Here is a 26,315-nt window from a genome sequence, read left to right as displayed (position 1 = left end):
ACAACCTTGTAGTTGCTTTAATTAAATTATATGTTATCGTGAAAGGGAGAAAAATTTTCGGGTTATCTGTTCTCTACTTCTGATTTAACAGACACTGAAATGAATTCAGCATAAAGATAGAATGTAGCACCTTCTTTTGGCAAAGGGTTGCTAAGCTTTCATCGGGTCTAATCCCTCCAGCTTTCGTGATAACGAACAATAAGTTTATGAACGGTGCAAAGTAATAACATAGATTTGGGATTTGCAAGGGTTTTCAAAAAATAAAAACCCACAACATTGTTATGTTGCAGGTTTTCATATTAAGCCTTAGTTATAAGTTATTCAAAAACAGCTTCTTGAATTTTTAACTTGTCGGCAATTTTTAGAATATCAGTCAGCACGCCTCGAGCAGTTACTTCTTTTCCTGCTCCTGCGCCTTGAATGACAATTGGAATTTCGCCATAGGATTTTGTGTAGATTTCGATTAAATTATCAGCACCTTTTAATTGTCCTAAAGCGCTTGATTTTGGCACCGACACGAGTTTGACTTCGAGTTTTTGGGTGATTACATCGAGTTCGCCAACATAGCGAAGAACATGATTTTCTGCTTGCGTGATTTTGGCAATATTAAATGGTTTGTCAAACAGCGTTTTGTTATTTGCGTATTGAGCTTTGGACTGTTTTTCGTTTAATTCTGGCAGCAAAAGTGTTTCAATCTTGATGTCGGAAAACTCAAATTTTTGTTCGATTTCTCGCGCTAGAATTAATAATTTTCGGGCTACGTCATTACCTGATAAGTCTTCGCGAGAATCTGGTTCAGTTAATCCAATTTTTTCGGCATCGAGTAAAATTTTTGAAAATGGCGTTTCTTCAGAAGAAAATCTGTTGAAGATATAACTTAATGAGCCTGAGAAAACGCCACGAATTTTGGTGATTTTTTCGCCAGAAAAATGCAAGTCTTTGATGGTTTGAACTACTGGTAAACCAGCGCCAACATTGGTTTCATACAAAAATGTTTTGTCGAAGTTTTTTAGACTTCTTCTTAATTCGTGGTAAAAATAGAGGTGTAATGTATTGGCTTTTTTGTTGGCAGCTACAATATTAAATCTGTTTTGAATTAATGGAATGTAGCTTTTAATAATTTCGGAACTTGCTGTAGCATCGACTGCGACTAGATTTTCGAGATTTTGCTCTTGCACATAATCAATAATATCTTCAATTCTAAACGGAATTGCCGATTGGCCAAAGTTGGCTTCCCATTGATTTTTTACCCCTTCTTTTTCGAAGAAAGCTAGTGTAGAATTGGTAATTATTGGGAAACGCAAATCGACGTTTCTTTTTTCGAGGAAGAATTTTTGGCTTTCGATGACTTGATTTATTAAAGTGCTTCCGACATTTCCAATGCCGAAAAGGATGATATTTATTCTAAGCGTTGACATAATTTTGTAGTTTTTGTTTGTTAAAAATGGGTTCTAAAATTTGGGCTAATTGTTTGAATTCTATCAAAAATGCATCGTGACCATGAATGGAGACAATCTCGTGGTAGAACACATTTTCTTTTGTTCGTTTCAATAGTTGATAGGTTTTACGATTTTCATCTGCAATAAAAAAGTAATCAGTATCAACTGACACGATATGGATGTTGGACCTGATTTCATTAACTAAAGCCAAAAAATCTTTTCGCTTGTAAGTAATATCAATAGTTTTTAAAAGATGATTCATCAATTTATAGGATGACAATTGAAATCGATTTTTAAGTTTGATGCCGTGATTAATTAACCAATTTTCAATCTGAAAAACCTCATTTGTTTTTTCCCTTTGAAATCGCAGATTAATGGATTTTGGTGTGCGATACAATAACATTGCGTGTAATCGTGCATCGGCAATAGGATCGTCGGAATTATTTAGAATTTGATCTTGAATTAAAACATTGGCAATCACCCAATCTGTTGCTTTCCAATCGGTGGCAATTGGAATTAGATTTTGAATTTTGTTTGGTTCTAAAATTGTCATTTCCCACGCAATTGCGCCGCCAAGACTTCCGCCAATTACGGCAAAAACATTTGAAATTTGAAGAAAATCCAATCCTTTCCAGAAGATTTTCGCCATATCACGAAGGGTATAATCATGATAATCTGAAATTAGATTTTTAAGCTTTCCATCATATCCATTCCCAGGAATGTTAAAGGCAAGAATGGTAAAATGATTGGTATCTATCGTTTTATTTTCGCCAATTAAATCGTTCCACCAACCGTTTTCACCCGTAACATTAGAATTTCCTGTTAAAGCATGATTTACAACCACAACAGGAGCATTTCCAATAGGTTGACCAAAATATTGGTAGTATAATGGAATACTCGACTTGTGCTTACCATTTTCTAATTTTAAATTAAGAATATCAATTTTTTGTAGCATTTTTTATTTTTTAAATCATTAGGGCATTCAGAAAATTAAATTTTAGCGTTTTTATCTTGGTTGCACTTTTTAAAAATAACTGCCTTCAATCACTAAATTGAAGACAGTTAAAAACAAACAAAACTTATATCACTTTTTCTACTGGAAGCGTTGCAAAAACCGCTTTTAAATCAGCTTTCAAATCATCAATGTCTTCCAAACCAACAGAAAGACGGATTAAATCTTTAGAAACTCCTGTCGTTTCTTGCTCTACATCTGATAATTGTTGGTGTGTGGTACTTGCTGGATGAATTATCAATGATTTTGTATCACCAATATTGGCTAAAAGCGAGAAAAGTTTCGTTTCATCAGCAACTTTTTTTGCTGCTTCAAATCCACCTTTTAATCCAAAAGTTACGATACCGCTTTTTCCTTCTGGCAAATATTTATCCGCCAATTCTTTATACTTTGAAGTTACTAAACCAGGATAATTTACCCAAGCGACTTCTTCTTGAGCTTGCAACCATTCGGCTAAAGCCAAAGCATTTTCGGAATGTTTTTTAATTCTGATTTCTAGAGTTTCCAATCCTTGAATGGTTTGAAAAGCATTAAACGGACTTAAAGCTGCGCCAAAATCACGCAATCCTTCAATTCGGACTTTAGCTATAAATGACGCTGCACCAAGTGCTTCGTAGTATTTTAATCCGTGATATCCAGCTGACGGTTCGGTAAACTCTGGGAATTTTCCGTTGCTCCAGTCGAAGTTTCCAGCATCGATAATCACGCCACCTAGTGATGTTCCGTTTCCCGTGATATATTTTGTAAGCGAATGAATTACAATGTCGGCACCATATTTTATTGGGTTTAGCAAATAAGGAGTTGCAACCGTGTTGTCCACAATAAAAGGTACTTTAAAGGCTTTTGCTTCTTTAGAAATGGCTTCTAAATCAAGTACATCCAATTTTGGATTTCCTAGACTTTCCACAAAATACGCTCTTGTATTTTCTTGTGATGCTTTTGTGAAATTCTCAGGATTTGAAGGATCAACAAATGTTGTTGTGATACCTAATCGTGGTAAAGTTACTTTTAGTAAATTATATGTTCCGCCATACAAACTGTTGGAAGCCACGATGTGATCGCCAGCTTTTAATAAAGTTAAAAATGTGGTAGCAATAGCTGCTGTTCCCGATGCGGTAACGACTGCACCAATTCCGCCTTCTAGTTTTGCCAGACGTTGTTCTAGAATGTCGTTGGTCGGGTTGTTTAATCTGGTGTAGATAAATCCGGCTTCGGCAAGTCCGAAAAGATTGGCTGCGTGGTCTGAATTGTTAAAAACATACGATGATGTTTGATAAATTGGGACAGCTCTTGTTCCTGCATTTTTAGTAACATCGTGTCCTGCGTGCAACGCATTTGTTGCGAATTTTTGTGTGCTCATGATTTTTAATTTTAAATATTAGATTTTAGATTTTTGTATTTGGATTTTTGATGGGATGCTGAAATAAATTCAGCATAAAAAAAGTCCTTTTGGATGGCTACCAAAAGGACTTTTAAAATATAGATATAACTACGATTAAGTCATTAGCTTTTGGCAACAGGGAATATACATGCAACATATCATCATATGTATCATTTTGTTCATCATCATATTTTTTCCTACTGTTATCATTTTTATTTTTTAAGCTGAACTTGTTTTCAGCATCTTTTAATTATTTTTTACTTGAGACTCTGAAACAAGTTCAGAGCAAAAAAAAACCTCTGCGGTTTGCAGAGGTTCCATTTGGATATATTTTAAAAATTTAAAATTATGCAATAGAAGTGCCCTGCGGAAGTTTCCACATCATACAACACATATTGCAAACAGTTAAATTCATTTTCTTTGTTTTTGATGGAGCAAACATCAGAACTATTTTTGAATTAACCAAATGAAATTTGAAAATTTAACATTTGACATTGGTTTACATAATTGAATACTATTCATATGGAATTTTAAGCAAATCACAAATAGATAAAAAAAACAAAATAGTTTTTTCTATTTGGAATAGTCTTTATACATTTGCAACCGAAATTAAGAGGAAAAATTTGTACTGATTGCAACCTCGTTAAAAAAATGCTAAAGCAGAAACTCTTCTTTAGCATTCGCTGCAATCCTCTTTTTTTCAATAAAACTAATATTAAACTACAAATAGTTATGGCTTATTTATTTACGTCGGAGTCGGTTAGTGAAGGACATCCAGACAAAGTTGCAGATCAAATTTCTGATGCATTAATTGATAATTTTTTGGCATTCGATCCAGAAAGTAAAGTGGCTTGTGAAACATTGGTTACTACTGGTCAAGTAATTTTGGCTGGTGAAGTAAAGTCAAACACCTATCTTGATGTACAGCAAATTGCCAGAGAAGTTATTCGTAAAATTGGCTATACTAAAAGTGAATATATGTTTGAAGCAGACTCATGTGGAGTTTTATCGGCTATTCACGAACAATCGGCAGATATTAACCAAGGAGTTGATAGAGCAAGCAAAGAAGAGCAAGGTGCTGGTGACCAAGGAATGATGTTTGGTTATGCGACAAATGAAACTGAAAATTATATGCCTTTAGCATTGGATTTATCACATGCTTTGTTGATTGAATTGGCTAATCTAAGAAGAGAGAATAAAGAAATTACCTATTTACGTCCAGATGCAAAGTCACAAGTTACTTTAGAGTATTCTGACGATAATAAACCACAACGAATTGATGCCATTGTAATTTCTACGCAGCATGATGATTTTGCTCCAGAAGCAGAAATGTTGGCTAAAATCAAAGCAGATTTGGTTGGCATTTTAATTCCAAGAATTAAAGCAAAATATCCACAATATGCGCATTTATTTAATGACCAAATTACATATCATATTAATCCAACAGGTAAATTTGTAATTGGTGGACCACACGGTGATACCGGTTTGACAGGTAGAAAAATCATTGTAGATACTTATGGTGGAAAAGGTGCTCATGGAGGTGGTGCATTTTCTGGAAAAGATCCAAGTAAAGTAGATCGTTCTGCTGCTTATGCAACGCGTCATATCGCTAAAAATTTAGTGGCTGCAGGATTATGTGATGAAGTTTTAGTGCAAGTTTCATATGCTATTGGTGTTGCAAAACCAACCTCAATTAACGTTGTTACTTATGGCACTTCAAAAGTGAATATGACTGATGGAGAAATCAGCAAAAAAGTAGAGGAAATTTTTGACATGCGTCCTTATTTTATAGAGCAACGTTTAAAATTGAGAAACCCAATTTACAGCGAAACTGCTGCTTATGGACATATGGGAAGACAACCGGAAACGGTAACAAAAACTTTCCAATTACCGAATGGTGAACCAAAAACAGTAACGGTAGAATTATTTACATGGGAAAAATTAGACTTTGTAGATAAGGTAAAAGTGGCTTTTGGATTGTAACAAAGTAAGTTTTTATCAAAAAAAATGCCCCAAATAGATTTAACTATTTTGGGGCATTTTCTTTAACTGAATATTATCATATTTTTTTAAAACATATATCCAACGGATAATTGAACAACTCTATTTGTTACCTCTGCGTCTTTATTGGCTTCTGTTAAACCCATAACATAACGTGCTTGCACAAAAAAATGTTCTGTTACATTATATCCTAAACCAACAGCTGCTCCAAAATCAAAAGTTTCTGCTTCGAATTGGTCTTCCAAATTCTGGTTAAGTAAAAATGAAAACTGTGGTCCTGCTTCCAAACTTAGCTTTTTACTGGTTAAGTAAAACTTCGCTAAAACTGGAACAGTAACATAATTGAAATTAATATCTTCAAAACCAGCTTGGTCAATTTTTGCTCCTTGTGATGAATACAAAAACTCAGGTTGGATAGATAAATTCTCAAATAATTTAACTTCAACAACTCCACCAAAGTGAATATTTGTATAATTTGATGCTTCAAAATTATTTCCTTCTAAAGTTGAAAAGTTAGCACCTGCTTTCAAACCAAATTTAAACATTTGAGCGTGTGAAGTACTTAGCCCGAAAATAAGAAATAAAACACAAACGATTTTTTTTCATAATTTAAAATTTTAGTTGTTAATACAAGAACAAATTTAATTAAATCGATTACGCTCTAAACGAATTAATGGATAATTTTTAAGACATGGGATAAAAAAGAAAAGTCAGGAATACCAATAAAGAAATTATCATAAAAAACGACAAACTTTTGTACTTCAATAGATTTTTACCTTCTTTTTTATCGCGGGCATATTTTCGATAATATAAAATAGTAAAGACAACCATCAATGGCAAAATCATCATTATTCTGATGACATCATCTTTTAGAATAAAAACATTCAGTGGAACAAATAACAGAAGGGTGAATAACCCCAATCCCTTCAATGCTTTTTCTTCTTGCCTAATTGTAATCACTTAAATTATTGGTATTATATATTATATTTTAAACTGAAAATCACAAACCTTGGCTGCACTCTGTATTGCGAATTTCGGGTTGAAAACTGCGAAAAACTATCATCGTTTATAGTTGTTGTATTTAAGATATTAGTGGCTTCAATTTTATATTCCCAATGACTTGCTTTGGTTTTTTGATAGGTTAAACTTGCCGAGAGAAAATCGTATTCTTGATCGACCGTTTTATCATTGTTATAGTAATGAAAAAACTCATACTCGCTAACAAAAGAGAAGCTCTTCAGGAAAAAGTAATCTAATTTTATCGAAGGACTATCAGTGAAAAAAGTATCATTCGGATATCGATTCACTGTGTAAGAATAGGCCAATTCAATATTGGGCAAATCTTTAAAATTCGTCGATGCGCTTAGATTATAGTTTTGCGTTAAGCTTTCAGTATCCACAACTGCTTCGGTAGAGGTTTGTGGATTTATTTGAATGTTGTAAAACTTACTCCAGTTGACAGTAGCACTAAAATTGGCTTTATAATACTTCATAAAAGAACGCCCGTAACGAGCATTGGCGGTAAAATTCTCATCACCAAAAGGCGAATTGAACGGTGAACCTATTTGATTTACATCTATAAACAAAGCCCTAGTTTTAATAGCTTCTGTAGTTCGCGTGTAGTTTATTGTTCCTCCAAAATTTTCAAAATTGAACATATTGAATTTTTGATAGTTCAAAGTATGCGATTGCACAATGGAGTTCTCCAAGTCGCGATTTCCTGAAAACAAACTATTATAAGAATTAAAAACAGTACCTAAAGCAAAATTATTAATGTTGGTAAAATTATTAGTCAATGCATAATTATAGGTCAACGACTCCGATTTTTTAATTTGATAAATTACATTAAAGTCGGGTAAAAGACGAGAAATAGATTGATTAACATCAGTACCTAATTGGGTGTTTTGTAAATCAAATTGATGTAATGTAATTCCGGGAGTGAAGGTAAATTTACCTGTCAACCATTTAAAATGAAGTCCAAGAAAAGCATCATTGAAACGATAATTAACATCATTATTATTTACTGCGGCAGTCAAATTATTGATTGTTCCATCATCTAATCGTTGAAAAATAGACGAGTTTAAACTTTGATACACATAAGAATTTGCAAGTGTTACATTTATATTTGTTTTTGGTGTCAAAACATAGTAGTAATCCAATCTGCTGTCTAATTTATTGGTTTTAATAAATCTGCTCTGCGTAATATCATTTCGGTTTTGAGTTTGATTGTAATCTGAGAAAATAAAAGGTTGAAACTGCAAATTGGCATTATACAATGGATCTTCGTTTTGGTGTAAAAACTGACTTTCAAAAGCGAAAATATGTTTGTCTGTAGGCGTGTAATAAAAACTCAAGTTTTGATTGATGTTAATTGGGTCTTGACGTTTGGAAGTTAGAATATCCTCCGCAGCATTTGTGTCATTAATAAAGTTAAAAACTTGTCTGTTCAAACTATTATTTTCACGTTGCGCTGACAATCGGGTTAATATATCGTAATCCAATTGAAATTTTGAACTTGGTTTATACGTAGCACTGAACTTAAATAATCCTAAATTATTTTTTTGGCTTCCATCATCTTGTCTAATCTCGGCCGAGGCAACTTCCTGTGAATTGGGTTGTAAAAAATTTACTGTTGATTGTGTATCAGTGTCAACCAAAGTAGAAGTAGCAATAATAAAACCGCTTAAACTCCAGCTTTTTGATGGGTTATAAGAGAAGTTTGTAGCTCCAAAATGCGACTCTATTTCCTGCACTCGATTATCTTGAAAAAAACTTATTCCCAGCGAATTACTACCCACATTGATGCTTCCGCCACCTTTCCCCATAATGTTTCTAAATCCACCAGCAAACCTAAAGTAATCTTGAATTGTAAAGGCTTGTTGTCCTACATTGTTGCTATTAGCCATAATATTTATACTGTATTTTGGGCTATAATAAAACGCCTTTGGTGCAATCACATATCGATCTGTATTTTCACCAACGCCAATACCAGCAGTCATATCGCCAAACCAGAAGTTTTTCTTTCCTTCTTTTAGTTTGATATTCATTGCCAAATTATCTTGATTGTTTTCAACGCCTTTCAAAATTGAATTCTCGTTATAATTTCGCAAAACTTGCACTTTATCTATCGCATCGGCAGGAATATTTTTTACGCCTAATTTTGTGTCTCCATCAAAGAAATCTTTTCCTTCCACCATCAATTTGGTCACCGATTTTCCTTCTACTTTTATTTGTCCGTCGGCATCAACTTCTACGCCCGGTAATTTTTTAAGCACATCTTCTAATTTTCTTTCCGTTCCGGTAGTAAACGAGTCTGAATTATAAACTATAGTATCGCCTTTTATTGAAACCGGCATTTCTCGCACAATTTCAACGCCTTCCAACTCAATTCCTCCACTTTCCATCGTGATGGTTTGTGTGATATTTTCGCCTTGAGTGGTAATAGTAATCTCTTTATTTTGCATGCCCAAATAACTCAATTTTATGATGTAGGTAGCATTGGTATTTAAATTCAAAATAAATTTACCTTTTTCATTGGTAATAGCATAAGCATCCATGGCTTTGGTGCCTTGGTTCATTGCCATGACATTGGCCATTTCTAATGGCACTTTATTATTGTCGAGAATGGTGCCTTCGAATCGAACGTTCTGAGCTATGGAAACTGATGAAACAAGAAGGAAAAAAAAGAGTATTTTGTTTTTCATGATTATGGATTATAAAACTTGTATGTTAACGTTCAAAAATAATCACGCCATCTTCATTTTTCATGCTATCCATTTTTTTCTTTTCGATTTCGTCAAATTTCTTTTGGGTCACTTTTTCTCCTGTATTAGGCACTTTAATCTTTGATTTTTCTTTGTTACTCAACGTTACTTTAGAACAAAGAATAATAGTCTCTTCTTCGTTGATTTCTAGAATTAATCCCGGTAAGCCCCAATACTTGTTTGGACCAAAACTCACAGGGATTTCAGGAGTGTACCATGCCATAATTACTTTGTCTTTAGGTTCATCCATTTTAAACAACGCTGGTTTTACTGCTTCTTTTTTGAGAAATTCTTCGTATTCTGTTCTTTGCTTCTCAGTAACTTGAACTACAAGTTCGGCTTTTAAGCAATTGTAATCGCCTATTTTCTTGGTTTCATTTAGTAGTTTCCAATTGGGTTTTTCAAGCGGTTCGACGATTAAAAATTCCTTGCCGAAAATATCTGCTTCTTCGATGCAGATTTTGTCTTTAAGATTGAGATACTTTTTTCCTTCTCCTGAGAAAGCAACAGAAATACTAAATCCTCCATTAGCTGCTTCAGGTTTTTGTAATTGTTCTTGTTCTTCATAAAGGCACTCTGATTTATTAAATGAAAGCAAATATTGCTTTTCACTAGCTTTTTTCATGGCTTCCTGAAGCGCTTTTCCCATTTCAGGACTCATTTCGTTTTCTCCTGTAGCTTTATTTAATTCTATTTTTTCAGTAAAAACTCTTTTCGAAAAATATTCCGCTTTTCCTTGAAATTCTTGTGCAGTAATTGCACTTGTAATTACTAATAAAAATGCTGATGCTATTTTTGTTAATGTTGTATTCATATAATTTTTAATTTGTTGTTAATGATACAAATTAAAATATAATAAATCACACAAATTGTTAAATAAAGTTAACGTTTGTTAACGTTGATAATGAAACTCCTTTTGTTACTATTTTTGATTTATGAAAAGGGAAAAAAACTTCTATCTTGTTTTGTTTATTTCGATTACAATTGTTGCCACCATTGGACTTCAAGTATTTTGGAATATAAAAAACTATAATCAAAATAAAACAAGGTTAATTGCCGAAGTACAGACCGCTTTGGACAAAAGTATTGAATATTATTATGTTGATTATTTAAAGGATAATTTTGTAGCTTTTGTAAATAATGATAAAAAGGTAAACTCGGAACAGTTTTTTGAATCGGTTGACCTAAAATCGGCATTAAAAAATATTCCTCAGCAGAAAAAAAAGAACAAAAAAAAGATTATAGATTCAAAAGTGGATACAACTTCCACTTTTGTAAGCGTAGAAATAAAATCAGATTCAAAAACCATTAAAAAATCAAGCGATTCGATAAAAATGCAAATTGAAAATGAAATTATTTCAAGCGAAAGTTCATTACGTTCGCCAAAAGTTTCTTTTAAAGAAATCGAGCCAACTTCTATCAAAGCGATAAGTGTTTTTAAAGGAAAAAAAGACACAGACAGCATCATGGCTATTAAAAATCTTGCCAATAAAATTGTTATCTCAATGTTTCAAGATACTATCGAGTTTAAAGCATTAAGCAATGCTTTAGAAAAAGAACTAAACCGAAAAAACATACTTATTGATTATCAGCTTCAACATTATAAAGGCGATACATTATACAACACTTTTCAAACCAACAAAAATGGTTCTTTGTCATTGAAAAGCATATCAAAATCAGCGTATTTACCAAAAAAAGAAGAAATCGCAATTCTTTTTTCAAATCCAATTACACTGGTCCTAAAAAGAAGTTTATCAGAGATTTTGCTTTCTTTAGTACTCTCTTTATCTATTATTACTTGCTTACTTTATCTGTTAAAAACCATCAATAAACAGAAAAAAATAGATGAAATAAAGAATGATTTGATTAGCAATATTACTCATGAATTCAAAACGCCAATTACCACAATCGGAACAGCTATTGAAGGAATAAAAAGTTTTAATACCGAAAAAGATATAGAAAAAACGAATAGGTATTTAGAAATATCAGGCAATCAGCTCAAAAAATTGGAAGAAATGGTCGAACGATTACTAGAAACGGCAACACTAGAAACAAATCAGTTATCAATTAAAAAAGAAAAAGCAAACCTGCTTTTATTATTGCAAAACTGTATCGAAAAACACCAGTTAAATTTTCAGGAAAAAAATATTGTATTAGAAACAAAAACTACCGATTTTTTTGCCAATGTTGATAGTTTTCATTTGGAAAATGCCTTTTCGAATATTATAGATAACGCCGTAAAATATGGCGGAAATGAAATCAAGATTACCTTAAATTGTGACAAATTCCAAAATACTGTTTTGATTGAAGATAACGGATTTGGAATTGACAAAATTCATGAAGAAAAAATATTTGATAAGTTTTATCGAATTCCAAAAGGGAACATTCACAACGTAAAAGGATTTGGAATTGGCTTATATTATTCGAAAAAAATTATAGAAAAACACGGAGGTTCGCTTGAATTATTATCAAATTCAAATCCAACTTTATTTAAAATAACATTGCCAAATGAGTACTAAAATCAGAGTTTTATTAGCCGAAGATGAACTAGCATTGGCACAAATTATAAAAGAAAGTTTAGAAACACGAAACTTCGAGGTTATTCACGGAAAAAATGGTGAAGAAGCTTTTGATTTTTTCTTAAAAGAAAATCCAGATATTATAGTGCTTGATGTAATGATGCCTTTAAAAGATGGTTTTTCCGTTGCCAAAGATGTTCGAAAGATAAATAAAAATGTGCCTATCATTTTTTTAACTGCCAAATCGCAAACATTAGATGTTGTTGATGGATTTGCATTCGGAGGTAATGACTATTTGAAAAAACCCTTTAGCATGGAAGAATTAATTGTTAGAATGCAATCGCTATTAGGTAGAATTGAGAATAAAACGAACGATGACACTATTGCCATTGGAAATTATTTATTTTATCCAATAAAACAAATACTCGTTCATAATTATAAAATCGAAAACCTTACTCATCGTGAGACAGCTTTGCTACAATTATTGATTGAAAACAAAAATGAAATTATAGACAGAGAAGTGATTTTGAAAATAATTTGGAACAATACCGATTTTTTCTCAGGCAGAAGTATGGATGTATTTATTACTAAACTCAGAAAAAAATTAATTCTCGATACAACAATTCAAATCATTAACATTAGAAGTAAAGGATATAAATTGACATGCTAGAGGTACTTATCGTGTTGTTCTCATTTGAAAACCGCCTTGTCCTCGTCCCATTTCGCTCATCTCTTCCATCTTTTTGGTCACCGTCTCGTCATAGTCTTTTTGTGATATTTCTTTTCCGTTATTGGGTGCTTTGATTTCGACTTTGTCTTTCGAATTCAAAACAACTTTAGAACAAAGAATTACGGTTTTACCATCGTTAACTTCTAATATTAATCCTGGCAAACCCCAATACCCCTCTGGACCTTGGTTTATGGGTATTTCAGGTGTGTACCAAGCTGTTATTGTTATTTCTTTAGGCAACTCAAAATCATCCATGAAATTGGTTCTTTTTTCTTTTTCCTCTTTTTTAGCTTCGCCTTCTTTAACTTCTTCTTTCTTTTTGGCTTTAAAATTTCTGAAATCGGTTTTACTGGCTGGAATTACAGCCGTAGCTTTAAAACAATTATACCCGCCAATAACTCTTGTCTCAGAACTCAATTGCCATTTATACGTTATCAAAGAGTCTTTTATCAAAAATTCTTTGCCCATAAATTCTTTATCAACAGTATATTTTTTCTCTTTTACATTTTTGTAATAGGTGCCACCGCCACCCATAAACGAAGACATCATTCGCATTCCGCCTTGACCTTGACCTGGTGCATCCAATTTTTCTTCTTCTTTATAGATGGAAGCCGATTTATCGAAATTGAGGAAAAACGTTTTTTCAAACATCTTTTTCATTCTTTCTTCAATCATTTTTTGCATTTCGGGAGTGATGTTTTTATTTCCCTCTATTCTCGATTTAAAATCAGAAGTACTGGTCTTTGACTCATAAACAGCCATTCCTTGAAAGTCTTTTTGAGCATGAACAACAAATATTGAAAAAAAGAGCGCAATGGTATAAAGATTTTTAGTGTTCATTTCAATCGATTGGTTTAGGTATTTGTTAAGTTTAAATTTCGTAATGTTGACTTTAAAAAACAAATATGACGAAACAATGCGCTAGATGTTACCAATTTTTTGTTAAAATATTACTTTGCAACAGTTATAATCTATTTAGAAACGTGTAAATTAGCGCTATGATGAAAAACCACTTTTTATTTCTTTTTCTTAGCTGCCAAATAATGGTTTGGAGCCAAAACCAAAGGCTAGCAACCACTTTGCTTACTTCTGAAAAATTAGAAGATAAAGTTTATCTCGGATTTGATGGACTTGGCAGTAATTATTTTATAAAAAATAATGTTTTTAGTAAGCATTATGAAGGTCAAATATGGGAATATAAAAACGTGCCACTAGGAAAAATTACTTCAGTAGATTATATAAATCCTTTAAAAATAATTGTTTTTTATGAAGATTTTAATACCATAATCATCTTAGACAATCAGTTAAATGAAATTCAAAAAATCAATCTTTTTGACATTGACAAAACTATTTTTGCCTCTCAGATAGGCATGGCTTCTCAAAATCAATTCTGGATTTACAACTCCTTAAACCAGCAAATTCTGTTGTTTAACTATTTAAATAACACCTTTAAAAACATAGGAAATCCAACTCAGGAAAACATAAAATATACACAATCTGATTTTAATAATTTTTATTGGATAGACGATAACAACAATTGGTTTGCTATTGATATTTTTGGTAAAGTGATTTTATTGGCCAATATTCCACCCTGGGAAAATATTCAGATTATAGATACCGACAAATTATTATTTTCACAAGACAATACCCTCTATTGTTTGAATAACAAATCGAAAGCCATTTACGAAATAGAAATTGTTGAGAAATCGTTCCAAAAATTTCACTACAAAGACCAAATTTTAGCTATTTTTACCAACCAACAAGTTAAAAACTTTAAATTAAAATTACCATAATGCACATAGCGGTAGCAGGAAACATAGGCGCAGGAAAAACCTCATTAACCCGATTTTTAGCCAAACATTTTAAATGGGAACCCCATTTTGAAGACGTAGTAGACAATCCCTATTTGGATGATTTTTACCATCAAATGGAGCGGTGGAGTTTTAACCTCCAAATCTATTTCTTAAACTCTCGTTTCCGTCAAGTGCTACAAATTCGCGAAAGCGGCAAAAACATCATTCAGGACAGAACCATTTATGAAGATGCACACATTTTTGCTCCTAATTTGCACGCTATGGGATTAATGACCAATCGCGATTTTCAAAACTATTCCGACCTTTTTGAATTAATGGAAGGCTTAGTAGCGGCACCCGATTTATTGATTTACCTGCGAAGTTCCATTCCTAATTTAGTTTCCCAAATTCACAAACGTGGCCGCGACTACGAAAACACCATTTCTATCGATTACCTCAGCCGATTAAACGAGCGCTACGAAGCATGGATTTCTAATTACGACAAAGGAAAACTACTCATCATCGATGTAGATAATATCGATTTTGTCAACAATCCCGAGGATTTAGGAACGGTAATTAACAGAATTGATGCCGAGTTGAACGGATTGTTTTAACAATTAGGAGCCAATGGCTTGCGCACTTTTACTTTCCCTATTCCCGCTTTTCGCGCTGCATGGCAGCTAGCTTCAATCGGGGCTAAACGAGTAATCATTTTCTTCCCAGCTGTGTTATATCATCTCTATTGCGGTATAGGTATAAAACAAGTTGGATATATGCCATCCCTCGAGCGGTATAGGTATAAAACAAGTTGGATATATGCCATCCTTCATGCGGTATAGGTATAAAACACGTTGGATATATACCATCCCTCGCGCGGTATAGGTATAAAACAAGTTGGATATATACCATCCCTCGTGCGGTATAGGTATAAAACAAGTTGGATATATACCATCCCTCGTGCGGTATAGGTATAAAACACGTTGGATATATGCCATCCTTCATGCGGTATAGGTATAAAACACGTTGGATATATACCATCCCTCGTGCGGTATAGGTATAAAACAAGTTGGATATATACCATCCCTCGCGCGGTATAGGTATAAAACAAGTTGGATGTATGATATTGTTAATAGAGCAGCAACGATATGTAGCTGCAAATTGTACTAGTTACTTGGATAAACCACCCAAAAGGGCTCGAGCGCAAGCAGGCGAAAAAGGTGTTAACTAAACGAACAAAGTATTAGGTTGATTGGCAAGAAAATTATTAGTTATATTTGATGTGTATACGCTACAAAGTAGCGCTAATCTCGCCAAGTAAGGGTTTAGAAGCGATGGTTTATAGCGGGAGTCTTTAATTAGCGGTAAGCCATAAACATATGAACGAGAAATCAATATATATTGGAAGGATAAATTCGATAAAAAGATACAATTTGGTTTCTTTGATTGTACTCATCGAAATTATCATTTTTTTTATTCTACTTGGAAAAAGTCAAATTTTGGCTGGAATATCTGTAGGAGTTTCAATTGCCGCAATAATTTTTTGTTTTTTAAAAATAAATATGGACGTTAATCTATTAATTTTCAAAGAAACAATTATCGAATTTCATAACGGAAAAAATAAATGTGAGCTTAACTATGAAAAAATTAGAAAATATGAATTTATTGATCAACAAAGAAGTCAAAGTTTTAGTAGAATTAGATTTCAAAATAGAAAATTAAATCACGTCATAGAAAGAGAAGATGGATACGATATTAATTTAAAAGATTTTGCAGAATTTTTACTATCAAAAAACCAATCTATTGAAATTTTACATCGTCAAACAAACTTTGAAACCTACAAGTATTTTAGAAATAACGGAGAGGTGAAACGTGTCTTAATAAACTAAAAAGCCAGCCACTAACAGCGATTTCTCGCTATTGCCAGATTTTCTTGGCTTTACTTCTATTTTTCACATAAAACTTTTTATTTTAGCTGAAAGTACGAAGTTCGCTGGTTTCGCAAAAGCCACTAAGCACGAAACGTTGACGGTCGATTTCAGCCTAACGAGAAAATTAGTATATAAAAGGAAAAATGCTAAAAAGATTAAAAGAAATAAACAGCAATGTAAACACAGCCAAAACTGCCAACGGCTTAATAACACTTGCATTACTTCATTTACTATATGTTTTCGCTTTTTATTATAAGACTAAATTGAATTTGGCAAATCCATTAATTCCAAAATATTTGGCTTTTGAACTTTTTGAGCCTTATGCAGTGAAAGGTATAATATTGACAATTGGAGTGTTATTAGCATCATTCTTTAAGTTTTTTAAACAAAATTTGATGGTTATATTAGTTTGTGCTATGATAATTGTCTTGTATTATTTCACGAGTTTTGAACCAAACTTTACGGAATATCAGAAATAGAAAAAATGCTATGCGGAAGTCAAACAATAACTTATTTTGATTACTTTCTTTAAAGGCATTGATTTAATTAAAAAACAAAACTAAGCATAAAAAATGCCTCCTAAATCTAGGAAGCATTTTTTATTTTGATAGCGTAAACTACTATTTTATTTATTCGGCAGTTTCTCCTATAAACTTTCCAGTTTCATCATACATTGCCATACACTTCGCTTTCTCTTCAGCAGAACAACCGTTTTTATCACACATGGCAGCACATTCTTCCTTTGTCATCGTAGCACATTTGCTCATATCACATTTTTCTGTTTTTGCTGTCATATATTCACATGTAGTGTTTGTGCAACCTTTGGCAACACACTCTTCTTTAGACATTGATGCACAAGCTGCGGTCATTTCTGTACAACAGGCTGCCATAGCAGTAGTTTTGTTATCTTCACCGTGAACACCACTTCCTAAAATTGGAGCAATTACCAATCCAATTAAACAAGTCAATTTAATTAAAATATTCATCGATGGACCAGAAGTATCTTTAAACGGATCACCCACAGTATCTCCGGTAACTGCTGCTTTGTGCGCATCAGAACCTTTAAAAGTCATTTCGCCATTAATCATAACGCCAGCTTCAAATGATTTCTTAGCGTTGTCCCAAGCACCACCAGCGTTGTTTTGGAACACAGCCCAAAGTACACCAGAAACCGTAACTCCAGCCATATAACCACCAAGCATTTCAGCAATTAATTGATTATTATCAGCATAAACTAATTTACCTAACAATACAATCGCAATAGGGAAACCAATAGTTAGAACACCTGGCAACATCATTTCACGTAGCGCTGCTTTGGTAGAAATTTCAACACATTTACCATATTCTGGTTTTCCAGTTCCTTCCATAATTCCTGGAATTTCCTTGAACTGACGACGCACTTCATATACCATATCCATTGCTGCTTTACCAACAGAGTTCATTGCTAATGCAGAAAACACCACTGGTATCATTCCACCAACGAATAACATCGCTAATACTGGCGCCTTGAAAATATTAATTCCATCAATTCCTGTAAACGTTACATATGCAGCAAATAAAGCTAATGAAGTTAATGCAGCAGAAGCGATAGCAAAACCTTTTCCTGTTGCCGCTGTCGTGTTACCAACTGAGTCCAAGATATCGGTACGAGTACGAACTTCTTTCGGCAATTCACTCATTTCAGCAATTCCACCTGCGTTATCAGAAATTGGTCCAAAAGCATCAATCGCTAATTGCATAGCTGTTGTAGCCATCATTGCAGAAGCAGCCAAAGCCACACCATAAAAACCAGCAAAAGCATAGGAAGCCCAAATTGCACCGGCAAATAATAATACTGTTGGGAACGTAGAAATCATACCTGTTGCTAAACCAGCGATTACGTTAGTTCCTGCACCAGTTGCCGATTTTTGTACAATAGCCAAAACTGGTTTTGTACCTAATCCTGTATAGTATTCAGTAACCGATGAAATAACTCCACCTACTACTAAACCAACGATTGTTGCATAAAAAACTCGCATTGAAGAAATTTCTTTTAACCCTTCACCATAAAATTCCATGGTCATAGTCTCTGGCAACATATATTTCACTAAAAAGAAACAAGAAATCAGCGTTAAAATAATTGAAACCCAGTTACCGATGTTTAATGCACCTTGTACTTGTTTTTCCTTAGCATCATCACTTGAAATTTTCACTAGCATTGTTCCGATGATTGAAAATAAAATTCCAAAACCAGCGATAGCCATTGGTAATAAAATTGGACCAATTCCACCGAAAGCATCATCGATTTTTCCGCCCATATCTTTAATAACATAGTTACCTAGAACCATTGCAGCCAACACTGTTGCAACATAAGAACCGAATAAATCGGCACCCATTCCGGCAACGTCACCTACGTTATCACCTACGTTATCGGCAATTGTAGCAGGATTTCTTGGATCATCCTCTGGAATACCAGCTTCAACTTTACCAACTAAGTCAGCACCAACGTCAGCAGCTTTTGTATAAATACCACCACCAACACGGGCAAACAAAGCAATTGACTCTGCTCCAAGAGAAAAACCAGCCAATGTTTCAAGAATAATAGTCATATCCTCAGTATTTGTCCAAACACCGCCAGGCATAAAATATCTAAATAAAATAATGAAAAAGCCAGTTAAACCTAAAACAGCTAAACCTGCAACTCCCAATCCCATTACTGTTCCGCCACCAAAAGAAACTTTTAATGCTTGTGGTAAACTTGTACGAGCAGCTTGTGTAGTTCTAACATTGGTTTTGGTTGCTATTTTCATACCCATATTTCCCGCTAAAGCCGAAAAGAAAGCGCCAAAAATGAAAGCAATCACTATAAACAAATGCGTTTTAACACCCGGTAAAAAGGTAATACCAGCCAAAACAGCACTTGCAATCAAAACGAAAACTGCTAATAAGCGGTATTCTGCTTTTAAGAATGCTAAAGCACCTTCATAAATATAATCTGATATCTCTTTCATTTTGCCATCGCCAGCGTCTTGTTTTAAAACCCAAGCCCTTTTAAAGCTCATAAAAGCTAATCCAATTAATGCCATTGCGATAGGCACATAAATCATCATTGATTCCATAAAAATAATTTTTGTTAAAAATTTATCGGTCGCAAAAGTAACAAAACTTTAACAAATAAAAACAATATAGCACGGAATATTAGTTCAATTGATATACATGCTTCTGTTTGATATTGCAGTATAAGAATATTAAATTACTGCTAGATTAAGAAAAAAACTATTTTTGACGAATAAATGTAACGTTGAATGGAAAACAAAACCTTATCAATTATAATCCCTGCCTACAATGAAGGTGCAACTATATATAGAATATTGGATAAGATTAAAGCGGTAAAACTTATCAATGATTTTAGTAAAGAAGTTATTGTTGTAAACGACTGTAGTAATGATAACACAAACGAGAGTATCCAAAACTATATCATAAACAATCCCGAACTTAAAATTGTTTTAGAGCAACATACTAAAAATTTAGGTAAAGGTGCGGCATTGCATACTGGCATAAAACACGCTTCTGGTGAATTAATAATTATACAAGACGCTGATTTAGAATATGACCCACAAGAATACAATATATTACTGAAACCCTTCATTGATGGTGTTGCTGACGTTGTTTACGGAAGTCGTTTTATGGGTGGAAAACCGCATCGAATTCTCTTCTTTTGGCATAGCATTGGAAATAAATTTCTAACTTTTTTAAGCAACATGTTTTCCAATTTGAACCTAACCGATATGGAAACTTGTTACAAAATGTTTCGTACAGATATTTTAAAATCATTAGATCTCAAAGAAAAACGATTTGGTTTTGAACCTGAAGTCACTTTAAAAGTGGCTCGTATTCCTGGAATTAGAATTTATGAAGTGGGCATTAGTTATTATGGAAGAACTTTTGAAGAAGGAAAAAAAATTAACTGGAAAGATGGTTTTCGTGCGATTTATTGCATCATAAAATATGGTTTGTAGAAAGAACTTTTTCTGCACAATTTACTTTATTATTAAAAGTAAAACCCAAACGAACCCTTAATCGTAAAATTACTTGTTTCAGGAACATCCCTATAATTTCCTCTCCACGTAAAATCGAGTCTGAAAACTTTGAAAATATTCCCAATTCCAGCGCTATATTCCCAGTAGGGTTTTTCGGGTGCTACATAGACTAATCCAGATGCATTTATGGCTTTATTTTCATCTGAAACAGAACCGTAAACACCTCGTACACCAACAATTTCTCTTAAATTTAATTTTCTCAAAAGTGGAATACGAGCAAATATTTTACCTTGAAAATCATGTTCCCATTGTAAGGTTGTATATTGATCTACTACGAATTCATAGAAATTGAGATTATTAAAAGTATTTTCAATGGTAAAATAAGTTTGATTTCCTGGCACGATACTCATCAACCCTAAAGGCACTTGCCCGAATGTTTTCCCCAATTCCATGATTAAATTGGAGCGACCAATTGCTCCAATGACGATAGGTTGTTTGTAATAAAGTTGTATTTTCTGGTATTCAAAATCGCTATCGATAGCGCCTTTAAAACCTTGACTAAAATTGACAAAAAAGCGACTATAACGATTGTCAATTTCTAATCGTTCCACTCCATAACCAACGGTTTTCTTTTTAGGAGTATACTCCACTTGAATATTTATTTCAGATTGTTTTACATCGCTTCTGGTAGTTGTAAAAGTGTCGTCTGTAAAATAATCTAACTTGAATGTGGGCGATGCCGACTCTAATGTACGATAGGAAAAACCAAGCTGAAAAATTAAATTTTTAACAGGTTCCATTTCAATAGCCACTGTGCTCAAATTTATATTAGTGAGTTTCCCATTATTTCCGGTGGTAAAAAGTGCCGACGAGGCAAAACTTCTACCCAAAACATCGTTTGTGGTGGTTAAACTTGCACCTATTTGTTCAATATCTCTTCTATTTCCACCGAGAATAATTATCCTGTTCTTTTTATTAACCATCCACTTTCCTGAAATGCCATATTTGAACTTATTATCATCTATTCCATAAGCTGTAAAACCTTGCAATCGCCATAGATCATTTGGTCCAAAATAAGTTCTTCCACCAGCTCTAAGGCGAAAACCTTCCACTTCGTTAAAACCAACGGAGGAAAAAATAGGCCCAAAATCAAAATTGTATTTATCAAATTCAATGTAGCCACTTCCTAAAATAGATATCAATTTATAGGCTTGTTTGAAGCGCTTTACATTCTTGAGCGTGTCAATCAATTTATAGATTCCAACTTCATCTTTGCTGAGCTTTTCAAAGCGGTTTTCAGTCCAAAAGTCATTAGACTTATTGTAGACGGAATTGTCAATATAGTTTACTTCGTCTTTAAAAAATTTATCTGGCTTTTTTTCATTAAACTTGAAATTTCTATACAATGTGCTTCGCTTACCGTAAACTCCTTTTGATTTTTCTTTTTTATTCAATGCAAAGTCAGACATCATATAATCACGGGTTGGAAGAAAAACTGAGTCGTTGAGCACTTCAAATTCTTGCTCAATATAAATATCTTTTACCCAATTGATGTTGGCACTTTTTGTCACCGCCATATTAATTTTTTTGATGGCAAAAGTAGTGTCGTTGACCCAAAAATCGCCTTTAAAAGTAAGTTCGCTTTTTCGTCTCGGATAGAAGACAATGTTATAACATAATTTATTGTCTATAACTGCTGTATCAGTCAACACATAGTTATAAACATCAATTCCCGTTTTTGATAACGGACTTGTAAAACTTTTATCAAAAAATTTTAAATAATTTTCATAAACATCAAAGTCTGTATACAAATCTTTTATAAAAGCATTTACACCATCACCACTTCCTAAACCTGAATTTTTATTGGCTTTAAGTATTTCTTTTGTTTTTTTTGTTTCGTTATCACCATAAAACTCTGATAGTGTTTCATTGATAAAAATAGGCAAGTACGTTTTTCCGGTAACTTTTGAAGTATCCACATTCTTGAAGACAAACTCCATTCCTTTGAAAATTTTATTTGTCATAAACGCACTGTCAATAGTGTTCATATCAAATTCGACTTTCTCGTATTTATCATATTGATATTGTTTGAACATTTTTAGCCCATTCTTGCGTCTTCTTTCCCAAATTTTACGCAAAATATCAAGAGCAGGATTGTTTTTTTTAGAAGTTTTACCGGTAAATATTACAACCTCATTTAAGCTATTGCCTTCGCTCATTACTATTTTAAAATCATAATTCACTTGCTTTGGAAGTTTAACTTCTTTAGTTGGAAAACCAACGAACGAGACAGTTAAAAAAGAATAATTATCAGGCGACTCAATATAAAATCTTCCATCTTCGTTAGATACAACACCCGTTTTTGATCCTTTAAATACAATGTTAGCATATGGAACAGGTTGGTTTGTATTATCCACAACTATTCCACTCACTTTTGTTTGTGCAGCTATCGAATTTACAAACGCTAGTAAGAATGTGATAAAAATTACGTTCTTCATAGAAAAAAAACTTCATCAAAAAATATTTTGATGAAGTTCAAATATAGTTAAATAAAATATTACTTGTAGGTAACTTTTTTTACTGCTTTGATAACATCCTGAGCGTTAGGTAACCATTCTTTTAACAAAGTTGGAGAATATGGCGCAGGTGTATCGGCAGTAGTAATTCTTTGTATTGGTGCATCAAGATAATCAAAAGCTCTTTCTTGAACCATGTAAGTGATTTCAGAAGCAACACTCGCAAAAGGCCACGCTTCTTCTAAAACTACTAAACGATTGGTCTTTTTAACCGAATTGATAATGCAATCATAATCCATTGGACGAACTGTTCTTAAATCTATAATTTCACAGGAAATTCCTTCTTGTGCTAATTCATCGGCAGCAATAATAGCTTCTTTAATTATTTTACCAAACGAAACAATCGTTACATCAGTTCCTGCTCTTTTAATATCAGCTACACCAAGTGGTATTGTATATTCTTCTTCTGGAACTTCTCCTTTGTCACCATACATTTGTTCGCTTTCCATAAAAATAACGGGGTCATTGTCACGAATTGCCGATTTTAATAACCCTTTGGCATCATACACAGTTGATGGCACTACTACTTTTAGACCTGGAGTATTGGCGAACCAATTTTCAAAAGCTTGTGAATGTGTTGCTCCAAGCTGTCCTGCAGAAGCTGTTGGTCCACGAAAAACCATGGGCATTGGGAATTGTCCCGCTGACATTTGACGCATTTTGGCAGCGTTGTTGATAATTTGATCAATTCCTACCAATGAAAAATTGAAAGTCATGTATTCAACAATAGGACGACAACCATTCATAGCTGAACCAACGGCTATTCCAGCAAAACCAAGCTCAGCAATTGGTGTATCGATTACTCTTTTTGGCCCAAATTCATCTAGCATTCCTTTTGATGCCTTGTAAGCACCATTATATTCGGCTACTTCTTCACCCATTAAATAAACAGTTTCATCGCGACGCATTTCTTCACTCATCGCTTCGGCAATCGCTTCTCTAAATTGTATCGTTCTCATATTTATGATTATATTACTGTCAAAATTTGAAAGACAAAAATAAAAATTAAAAATGATTAAAAAAGCTATTTAAGTGATAAATAACAACGTCTATTTACGAGAAAGCAACGTTAACTCATTTTGGTGAAAAATAACAGCATACGAAATCGATATAATACTGAAAAAATATTATGCATGCATAGTATATAATTAAAATTATTGTACTAATTTTGTACTTCATTTTTCAACGAACACTTAATACATATGAAAATATTAGTTTGCATCAGTCATGTGCCTGATACTACATCAAAAATTAATTTTGTTAATGGAGATTCTGAATTTGATACCAATGGTGTTCAATATGTTATCAATCCTAATGACGAATTCGGATTAACTCGAGCTATTTGGTTTCAAGAACAACAAGGTGCGAATGTAACAGTAGTAAATGTTGGTGGACCAGATACCGAACCTACTTTGAGAAAAGCATTGGCAATTGGTGCAAACGAAGCCATTCGTGTCAACGCAACGCCAACAGATGGTTTTTTTGTTGCAAAACAATTAGCTGAAGTGGTGAAATCTGGAAATTATGATTTGATAATTTGCGGAAAAGAGTCATTAGATTATAATGGTGGAATGGTTCCAGGCATGTTAGCTGGCTTATTGGATTACAACTTTGTAAATTCTTGTACAGAACTTACTATTGAAGGAAACAATGCGAAAGCATCAAGAGAAATTGATGGTGGAAAAGAAATTATTTCTTCTTCATTGCCTCTTGTAATTGGCGGTCAAAAAGGATTAGTAGAAGAAAAAGACTTGCGCATTCCTAACATGAGGGGAATTATGACCGCAAGAACAAAAGTTTTAACTGTTCTTGAACCTGTAGTTGCTAGTACCAACACAAAAGCTGTTAAATTTGAGAAACCAGCTCCAAAATCTGCAGTGAAACTTATTTCGGCAGATAATTTGGATGAATTAATCAATCTATTACATAACGAAGCAAAAGTGATTTAGTAATCAATATTCGGTCTCAGTTTATGGCTACAAAACCTTAAATTTGAAACTTTATACCTTAAACAAATAAAATTATGTCTATACTAATATACGCAGAATCGGCAGATGGAAAATTCAAAAAAGTTGCTTTTGAATTAGCTTCCTATGCAAAAAAAGTTGCTGAAACCCTTGGAACAACCGTAACAGCTGTTACTGTTAATGCAGAAAGTGTTTCTGATTTATCAAAATATGGTGTCGATAAAGTTCTAAAAGTATCGCACGATCAATTATCTAACTTTAATGCTAAAGCTTACGCTGATGTAATCAAACAAGCTGCGCAAAAAGAAAATGCAAAATTAATTTTACTATCTTCTACAACAGATAGTTTGTATTTAGCACCATTCTTAGCTGTAGGATTAGAAGCAGGATTTGCATCAAATGTTGTAGGATTACCCATTTCAATGGCTCCATTTCAAGTAAAAAGAACCGCTTTCTCAAATAAAGCATTCAATATCACCGAAATTTCAACTGACGTTAAGCTATTAAGCTTAGCCAAAAACTCTTATGGTGTTTTTGAAAGCGCTGCTACTCTTGCTGAAGAAATTTTTAATCCAAGTTTGAATGAAAACGATTTTAATGTGAAAGTAGATTCGGTTGAAAAGTCAACTGGAAAAGTTACTATCGCTGATGCTGATGTTGTTGTTTCTGGTGGCCGTGGATTAAAAGGTCCAGAAAACTGGAACTTATTAGAAGATTTAGCTGGAGTTCTTGGTGCTGCAACGGCTTGTTCAAAACCAGTTTCAGACTTAGGATGGCGTCCACATAGTGAACATGTGGGTCAAACAGGAAAACCAGTGGCAACTAATTTATACATCGCCGTTGGAATATCAGGTGCAATACAACATATTGCTGGAGTTAATTCCTCGAAAGTTAAAGTTGTTATCAATTCTGATGCTGAAGCACCTTTCTTCAAAGTAGCCGATTATGGAATTGTAGGTGATGCATTTGAAATCTTGCCAAAATTAACACAGAAGTTAAAGGACTTTAAAGCGCAAAACGCATAAACTAAACTCCAATAAAAACAATTTTATTCCAAATTCCAATTACTAAAACAATTGGAGTTTGGAATTTTGTTTTTTTACAATTTTGAATTTTTAGAAGCGAAAAGTTTTTGTTACTTTGCATTACTTTTTATGCACTAACTAATTAAAAGTTTTGATACTTA

Annotated in this window: 21 protein-coding genes and 1 riboswitch; of the genes, 10 read left to right on the top strand and 11 right to left on the bottom strand. The window is 33.3% G+C overall.

Features of this window, described 5'->3' with window-relative positions:
* Nucleotides 1-105: 105 nt before the first annotated feature.
* Nucleotides 106-195: riboswitch (SAM riboswitch) on the bottom strand.
* Nucleotides 196-317: 122 nt separating this feature from the next.
* The 3 genes from WFZ85_RS09470 to WFZ85_RS09460 all read right to left on the bottom strand — a co-directional run bounded on the left by WFZ85_RS09470 (nt 318) and on the right by WFZ85_RS09460 (nt 3,811).
* Nucleotides 318-1,418 (bottom strand): homoserine dehydrogenase family protein, encoded by a 1,101-nt coding sequence (locus tag WFZ85_RS09470; RefSeq protein WP_342696051.1) that lies wholly within the window; start codon nt 1,416-1,418, stop codon nt 318-320.
* On the bottom strand, nt 1,405-2,394 hold the full coding sequence (locus WFZ85_RS09465) for an alpha/beta fold hydrolase (protein ID WP_342696050.1): 990 nt from the start codon (nt 2,392-2,394) through the stop codon (nt 1,405-1,407). The genes WFZ85_RS09470 and WFZ85_RS09465 overlap by 14 nt, the downstream gene beginning before the upstream one ends.
* Before the next feature lie 124 nt (nt 2,395-2,518).
* Nucleotides 2,519-3,811, bottom strand: coding sequence for an O-acetylhomoserine aminocarboxypropyltransferase/cysteine synthase family protein (locus tag WFZ85_RS09460; protein ID WP_342696049.1), 1,293 nt, complete (start codon nt 3,809-3,811; stop codon nt 2,519-2,521).
* Between the two features lie 753 nt (nt 3,812-4,564).
* On the opposite strand from WFZ85_RS09460, the gene metK reads away from it, so the two are divergent.
* Entirely contained in the window at nt 4,565-5,815 is a 1,251-nt protein-coding gene (gene metK, locus WFZ85_RS09455) for a methionine adenosyltransferase (RefSeq protein WP_342696048.1), read from the top strand.
* A gap of 86 nt (nt 5,816-5,901) precedes the next feature.
* Here the strand turns inward: metK and WFZ85_RS09450 are convergent, their stop codons facing one another.
* The 4 genes from WFZ85_RS09450 to WFZ85_RS09435 all read right to left on the bottom strand — a co-directional run bounded on the left by WFZ85_RS09450 (nt 5,902) and on the right by WFZ85_RS09435 (nt 10,411).
* Nucleotides 5,902-6,429, bottom strand: coding sequence for a porin family protein (locus WFZ85_RS09450; protein ID WP_342696103.1), 528 nt, complete (start codon nt 6,427-6,429; stop codon nt 5,902-5,904).
* Nucleotides 6,430-6,517: 88 nt separating this feature from the next.
* Nucleotides 6,518-6,793: a hypothetical protein gene (locus WFZ85_RS09445; RefSeq protein WP_342696047.1), complete on the bottom strand. Its 276-nt coding sequence runs from the start codon at nt 6,791-6,793 to the stop codon at nt 6,518-6,520.
* Between the two features lie 14 nt (nt 6,794-6,807).
* Nucleotides 6,808-9,537, bottom strand: a complete 2,730-nt coding sequence (locus tag WFZ85_RS09440) for a carboxypeptidase-like regulatory domain-containing protein (RefSeq protein WP_342696046.1) — start codon at nt 9,535-9,537, stop codon at nt 6,808-6,810.
* Nucleotides 9,538-9,562: 25 nt separating this feature from the next.
* Nucleotides 9,563-10,411 (bottom strand): GLPGLI family protein, encoded by an 849-nt coding sequence (locus WFZ85_RS09435; RefSeq protein ID WP_342696045.1) that lies wholly within the window; start codon nt 10,409-10,411, stop codon nt 9,563-9,565.
* Between the two features lie 121 nt (nt 10,412-10,532).
* Here WFZ85_RS09435 and WFZ85_RS09430 point away from each other — a divergent pair, with 121 nt between their 5' ends.
* Both WFZ85_RS09430 and WFZ85_RS09425 read left to right on the top strand, forming a co-directional pair.
* Complete coding sequence (locus WFZ85_RS09430) at nt 10,533-12,116, top strand: sensor histidine kinase (RefSeq protein WP_342696044.1); 1,584 nt, start codon at nt 10,533-10,535, stop codon at nt 12,114-12,116.
* Nucleotides 12,106-12,786: a response regulator transcription factor gene (locus tag WFZ85_RS09425; RefSeq protein ID WP_342696043.1), complete on the top strand. Its 681-nt coding sequence runs from the start codon at nt 12,106-12,108 to the stop codon at nt 12,784-12,786. Before WFZ85_RS09430 ends, WFZ85_RS09425 begins: the two co-directional genes overlap by 11 nt.
* Before the next feature lie 6 nt (nt 12,787-12,792).
* Here WFZ85_RS09425 and WFZ85_RS09420 read toward each other — a convergent pair whose 3' ends face one another.
* The gene (locus tag WFZ85_RS09420; RefSeq protein WP_342696042.1) at nt 12,793-13,686 is read right to left on the bottom strand and encodes a GLPGLI family protein; all 894 of its coding nucleotides are present in this window, start codon (nt 13,684-13,686) and stop codon (nt 12,793-12,795) included.
* Between the two features lie 158 nt (nt 13,687-13,844).
* On the opposite strand from WFZ85_RS09420, the gene WFZ85_RS09415 reads away from it, so the two are divergent.
* From WFZ85_RS09415 to WFZ85_RS09400, 4 genes are all read left to right on the top strand, one after another.
* Nucleotides 13,845-14,639 carry a hypothetical protein gene (locus WFZ85_RS09415; RefSeq protein ID WP_342696041.1) on the top strand — a complete coding sequence of 265 codons (795 nt, stop codon included), beginning with the start codon at nt 13,845-13,847 and terminating at the stop codon, nt 14,637-14,639.
* Complete coding sequence (locus WFZ85_RS09410; protein WP_342696040.1) at nt 14,639-15,253, top strand: deoxynucleoside kinase; 615 nt, start codon at nt 14,639-14,641, stop codon at nt 15,251-15,253. The genes WFZ85_RS09415 and WFZ85_RS09410 overlap by 1 nt, the downstream gene beginning before the upstream one ends.
* Nucleotides 15,254-16,135: 882 nt before the next feature.
* Nucleotides 16,136-16,525, top strand: a complete 390-nt coding sequence (locus WFZ85_RS09405; RefSeq protein WP_342696039.1) for a hypothetical protein — start codon at nt 16,136-16,138, stop codon at nt 16,523-16,525.
* A gap of 185 nt (nt 16,526-16,710) precedes the next feature.
* Complete coding sequence (locus tag WFZ85_RS09400) at nt 16,711-17,046, top strand: hypothetical protein (protein ID WP_342696038.1); 336 nt, start codon at nt 16,711-16,713, stop codon at nt 17,044-17,046.
* Between the two features lie 150 nt (nt 17,047-17,196).
* Here the strand turns inward: WFZ85_RS09400 and WFZ85_RS09395 are convergent, their stop codons facing one another.
* The gene (locus tag WFZ85_RS09395) at nt 17,197-19,665 is read right to left on the bottom strand and encodes a sodium-translocating pyrophosphatase (RefSeq protein WP_342696037.1); all 2,469 of its coding nucleotides are present in this window, start codon (nt 19,663-19,665) and stop codon (nt 17,197-17,199) included.
* A gap of 186 nt (nt 19,666-19,851) precedes the next feature.
* Here WFZ85_RS09395 and WFZ85_RS09390 point away from each other — a divergent pair, with 186 nt between their 5' ends.
* Nucleotides 19,852-20,565, top strand: coding sequence for a glycosyltransferase family 2 protein (locus WFZ85_RS09390; RefSeq protein ID WP_342696036.1), 714 nt, complete (start codon nt 19,852-19,854; stop codon nt 20,563-20,565).
* Between the two features lie 32 nt (nt 20,566-20,597).
* Here the strand turns inward: WFZ85_RS09390 and WFZ85_RS09385 are convergent, their stop codons facing one another.
* Both WFZ85_RS09385 and WFZ85_RS09380 read right to left on the bottom strand, forming a co-directional pair.
* A complete protein-coding gene (locus WFZ85_RS09385) occupies nt 20,598-23,084 on the bottom strand; it encodes a DUF5686 and carboxypeptidase-like regulatory domain-containing protein (RefSeq protein WP_342696035.1) in 2,487 nt (828 codons plus the stop codon).
* Between the two features lie 59 nt (nt 23,085-23,143).
* Nucleotides 23,144-24,121: a pyruvate dehydrogenase complex E1 component subunit beta gene (locus WFZ85_RS09380; protein ID WP_342696034.1), complete on the bottom strand. Its 978-nt coding sequence runs from the start codon at nt 24,119-24,121 to the stop codon at nt 23,144-23,146.
* A gap of 243 nt (nt 24,122-24,364) precedes the next feature.
* Here WFZ85_RS09380 and WFZ85_RS09375 point away from each other — a divergent pair, with 243 nt between their 5' ends.
* Together WFZ85_RS09375 and WFZ85_RS09370 are read left to right on the top strand one after the other, a co-directional pair.
* Nucleotides 24,365-25,111 carry an electron transfer flavoprotein subunit beta/FixA family protein gene (locus tag WFZ85_RS09375; RefSeq protein WP_342696033.1) on the top strand — a complete coding sequence of 249 codons (747 nt, stop codon included), beginning with the start codon at nt 24,365-24,367 and terminating at the stop codon, nt 25,109-25,111.
* 74 nt (nt 25,112-25,185) lie between these two features.
* Entirely contained in the window at nt 25,186-26,154 is a 969-nt protein-coding gene (locus WFZ85_RS09370; protein ID WP_342696032.1) for an electron transfer flavoprotein subunit alpha/FixB family protein, read from the top strand.
* Nucleotides 26,155-26,315 lie beyond the last annotated feature (161 nt).

The organism is Flavobacterium aureirubrum (genome assembly GCF_038739835.1).
GTDB classification, from domain to species: Bacteria; Bacteroidota; Bacteroidia; order Flavobacteriales; family Flavobacteriaceae; genus Flavobacterium; species Flavobacterium aureirubrum.
This window is presented reverse-complemented; position numbering and strand designations above follow the sequence as displayed.

Bases quoted from the DNA above. Each gene is read 5' to 3' on its own strand.
- WFZ85_RS09470 (WP_342696051.1), bottom strand. From the start codon at position 1,418: ATGTCAACGCTTAGAATAAATATCATCCTTTTCGGCATTGGAAATGTC.
- WFZ85_RS09465 (WP_342696050.1), bottom strand. From the start codon at position 2,394: ATGCTACAAAAAATTGATATTCTTAATTTAAAATTAGAAAATGGTAAG.
- WFZ85_RS09460 (WP_342696049.1), bottom strand. From the start codon at position 3,811: ATGAGCACACAAAAATTCGCAACAAATGCGTTGCACGCAGGACACGAT.
- metK (WP_342696048.1), top strand. From the start codon at position 4,565: ATGGCTTATTTATTTACGTCGGAGTCGGTTAGTGAAGGACATCCAGAC.
- WFZ85_RS09440 (WP_342696046.1), bottom strand. From the start codon at position 9,537: ATGAAAAACAAAATACTCTTTTTTTTCCTTCTTGTTTCATCAGTTTCC.
- WFZ85_RS09435 (WP_342696045.1), bottom strand. From the start codon at position 10,411: ATGAATACAACATTAACAAAAATAGCATCAGCATTTTTATTAGTAATT.
- WFZ85_RS09430 (WP_342696044.1), top strand. From the start codon at position 10,533: ATGAAAAGGGAAAAAAACTTCTATCTTGTTTTGTTTATTTCGATTACA.
- WFZ85_RS09425 (WP_342696043.1), top strand. From the start codon at position 12,106: ATGAGTACTAAAATCAGAGTTTTATTAGCCGAAGATGAACTAGCATTG.
- WFZ85_RS09420 (WP_342696042.1), bottom strand. From the start codon at position 13,686: ATGAACACTAAAAATCTTTATACCATTGCGCTCTTTTTTTCAATATTT.
- WFZ85_RS09415 (WP_342696041.1), top strand. From the start codon at position 13,845: ATGATGAAAAACCACTTTTTATTTCTTTTTCTTAGCTGCCAAATAATG.
- WFZ85_RS09410 (WP_342696040.1), top strand. From the start codon at position 14,639: ATGCACATAGCGGTAGCAGGAAACATAGGCGCAGGAAAAACCTCATTA.
- WFZ85_RS09400 (WP_342696038.1), top strand. From the start codon at position 16,711: ATGCTAAAAAGATTAAAAGAAATAAACAGCAATGTAAACACAGCCAAA.
- WFZ85_RS09395 (WP_342696037.1), bottom strand. From the start codon at position 19,665: ATGGAATCAATGATGATTTATGTGCCTATCGCAATGGCATTAATTGGA.
- WFZ85_RS09390 (WP_342696036.1), top strand. From the start codon at position 19,852: ATGGAAAACAAAACCTTATCAATTATAATCCCTGCCTACAATGAAGGT.
- WFZ85_RS09385 (WP_342696035.1), bottom strand. From the start codon at position 23,084: ATGAAGAACGTAATTTTTATCACATTCTTACTAGCGTTTGTAAATTCG.
- WFZ85_RS09380 (WP_342696034.1), bottom strand. From the start codon at position 24,121: ATGAGAACGATACAATTTAGAGAAGCGATTGCCGAAGCGATGAGTGAA.
- WFZ85_RS09375 (WP_342696033.1), top strand. From the start codon at position 24,365: ATGAAAATATTAGTTTGCATCAGTCATGTGCCTGATACTACATCAAAA.
- WFZ85_RS09370 (WP_342696032.1), top strand. From the start codon at position 25,186: ATGTCTATACTAATATACGCAGAATCGGCAGATGGAAAATTCAAAAAA.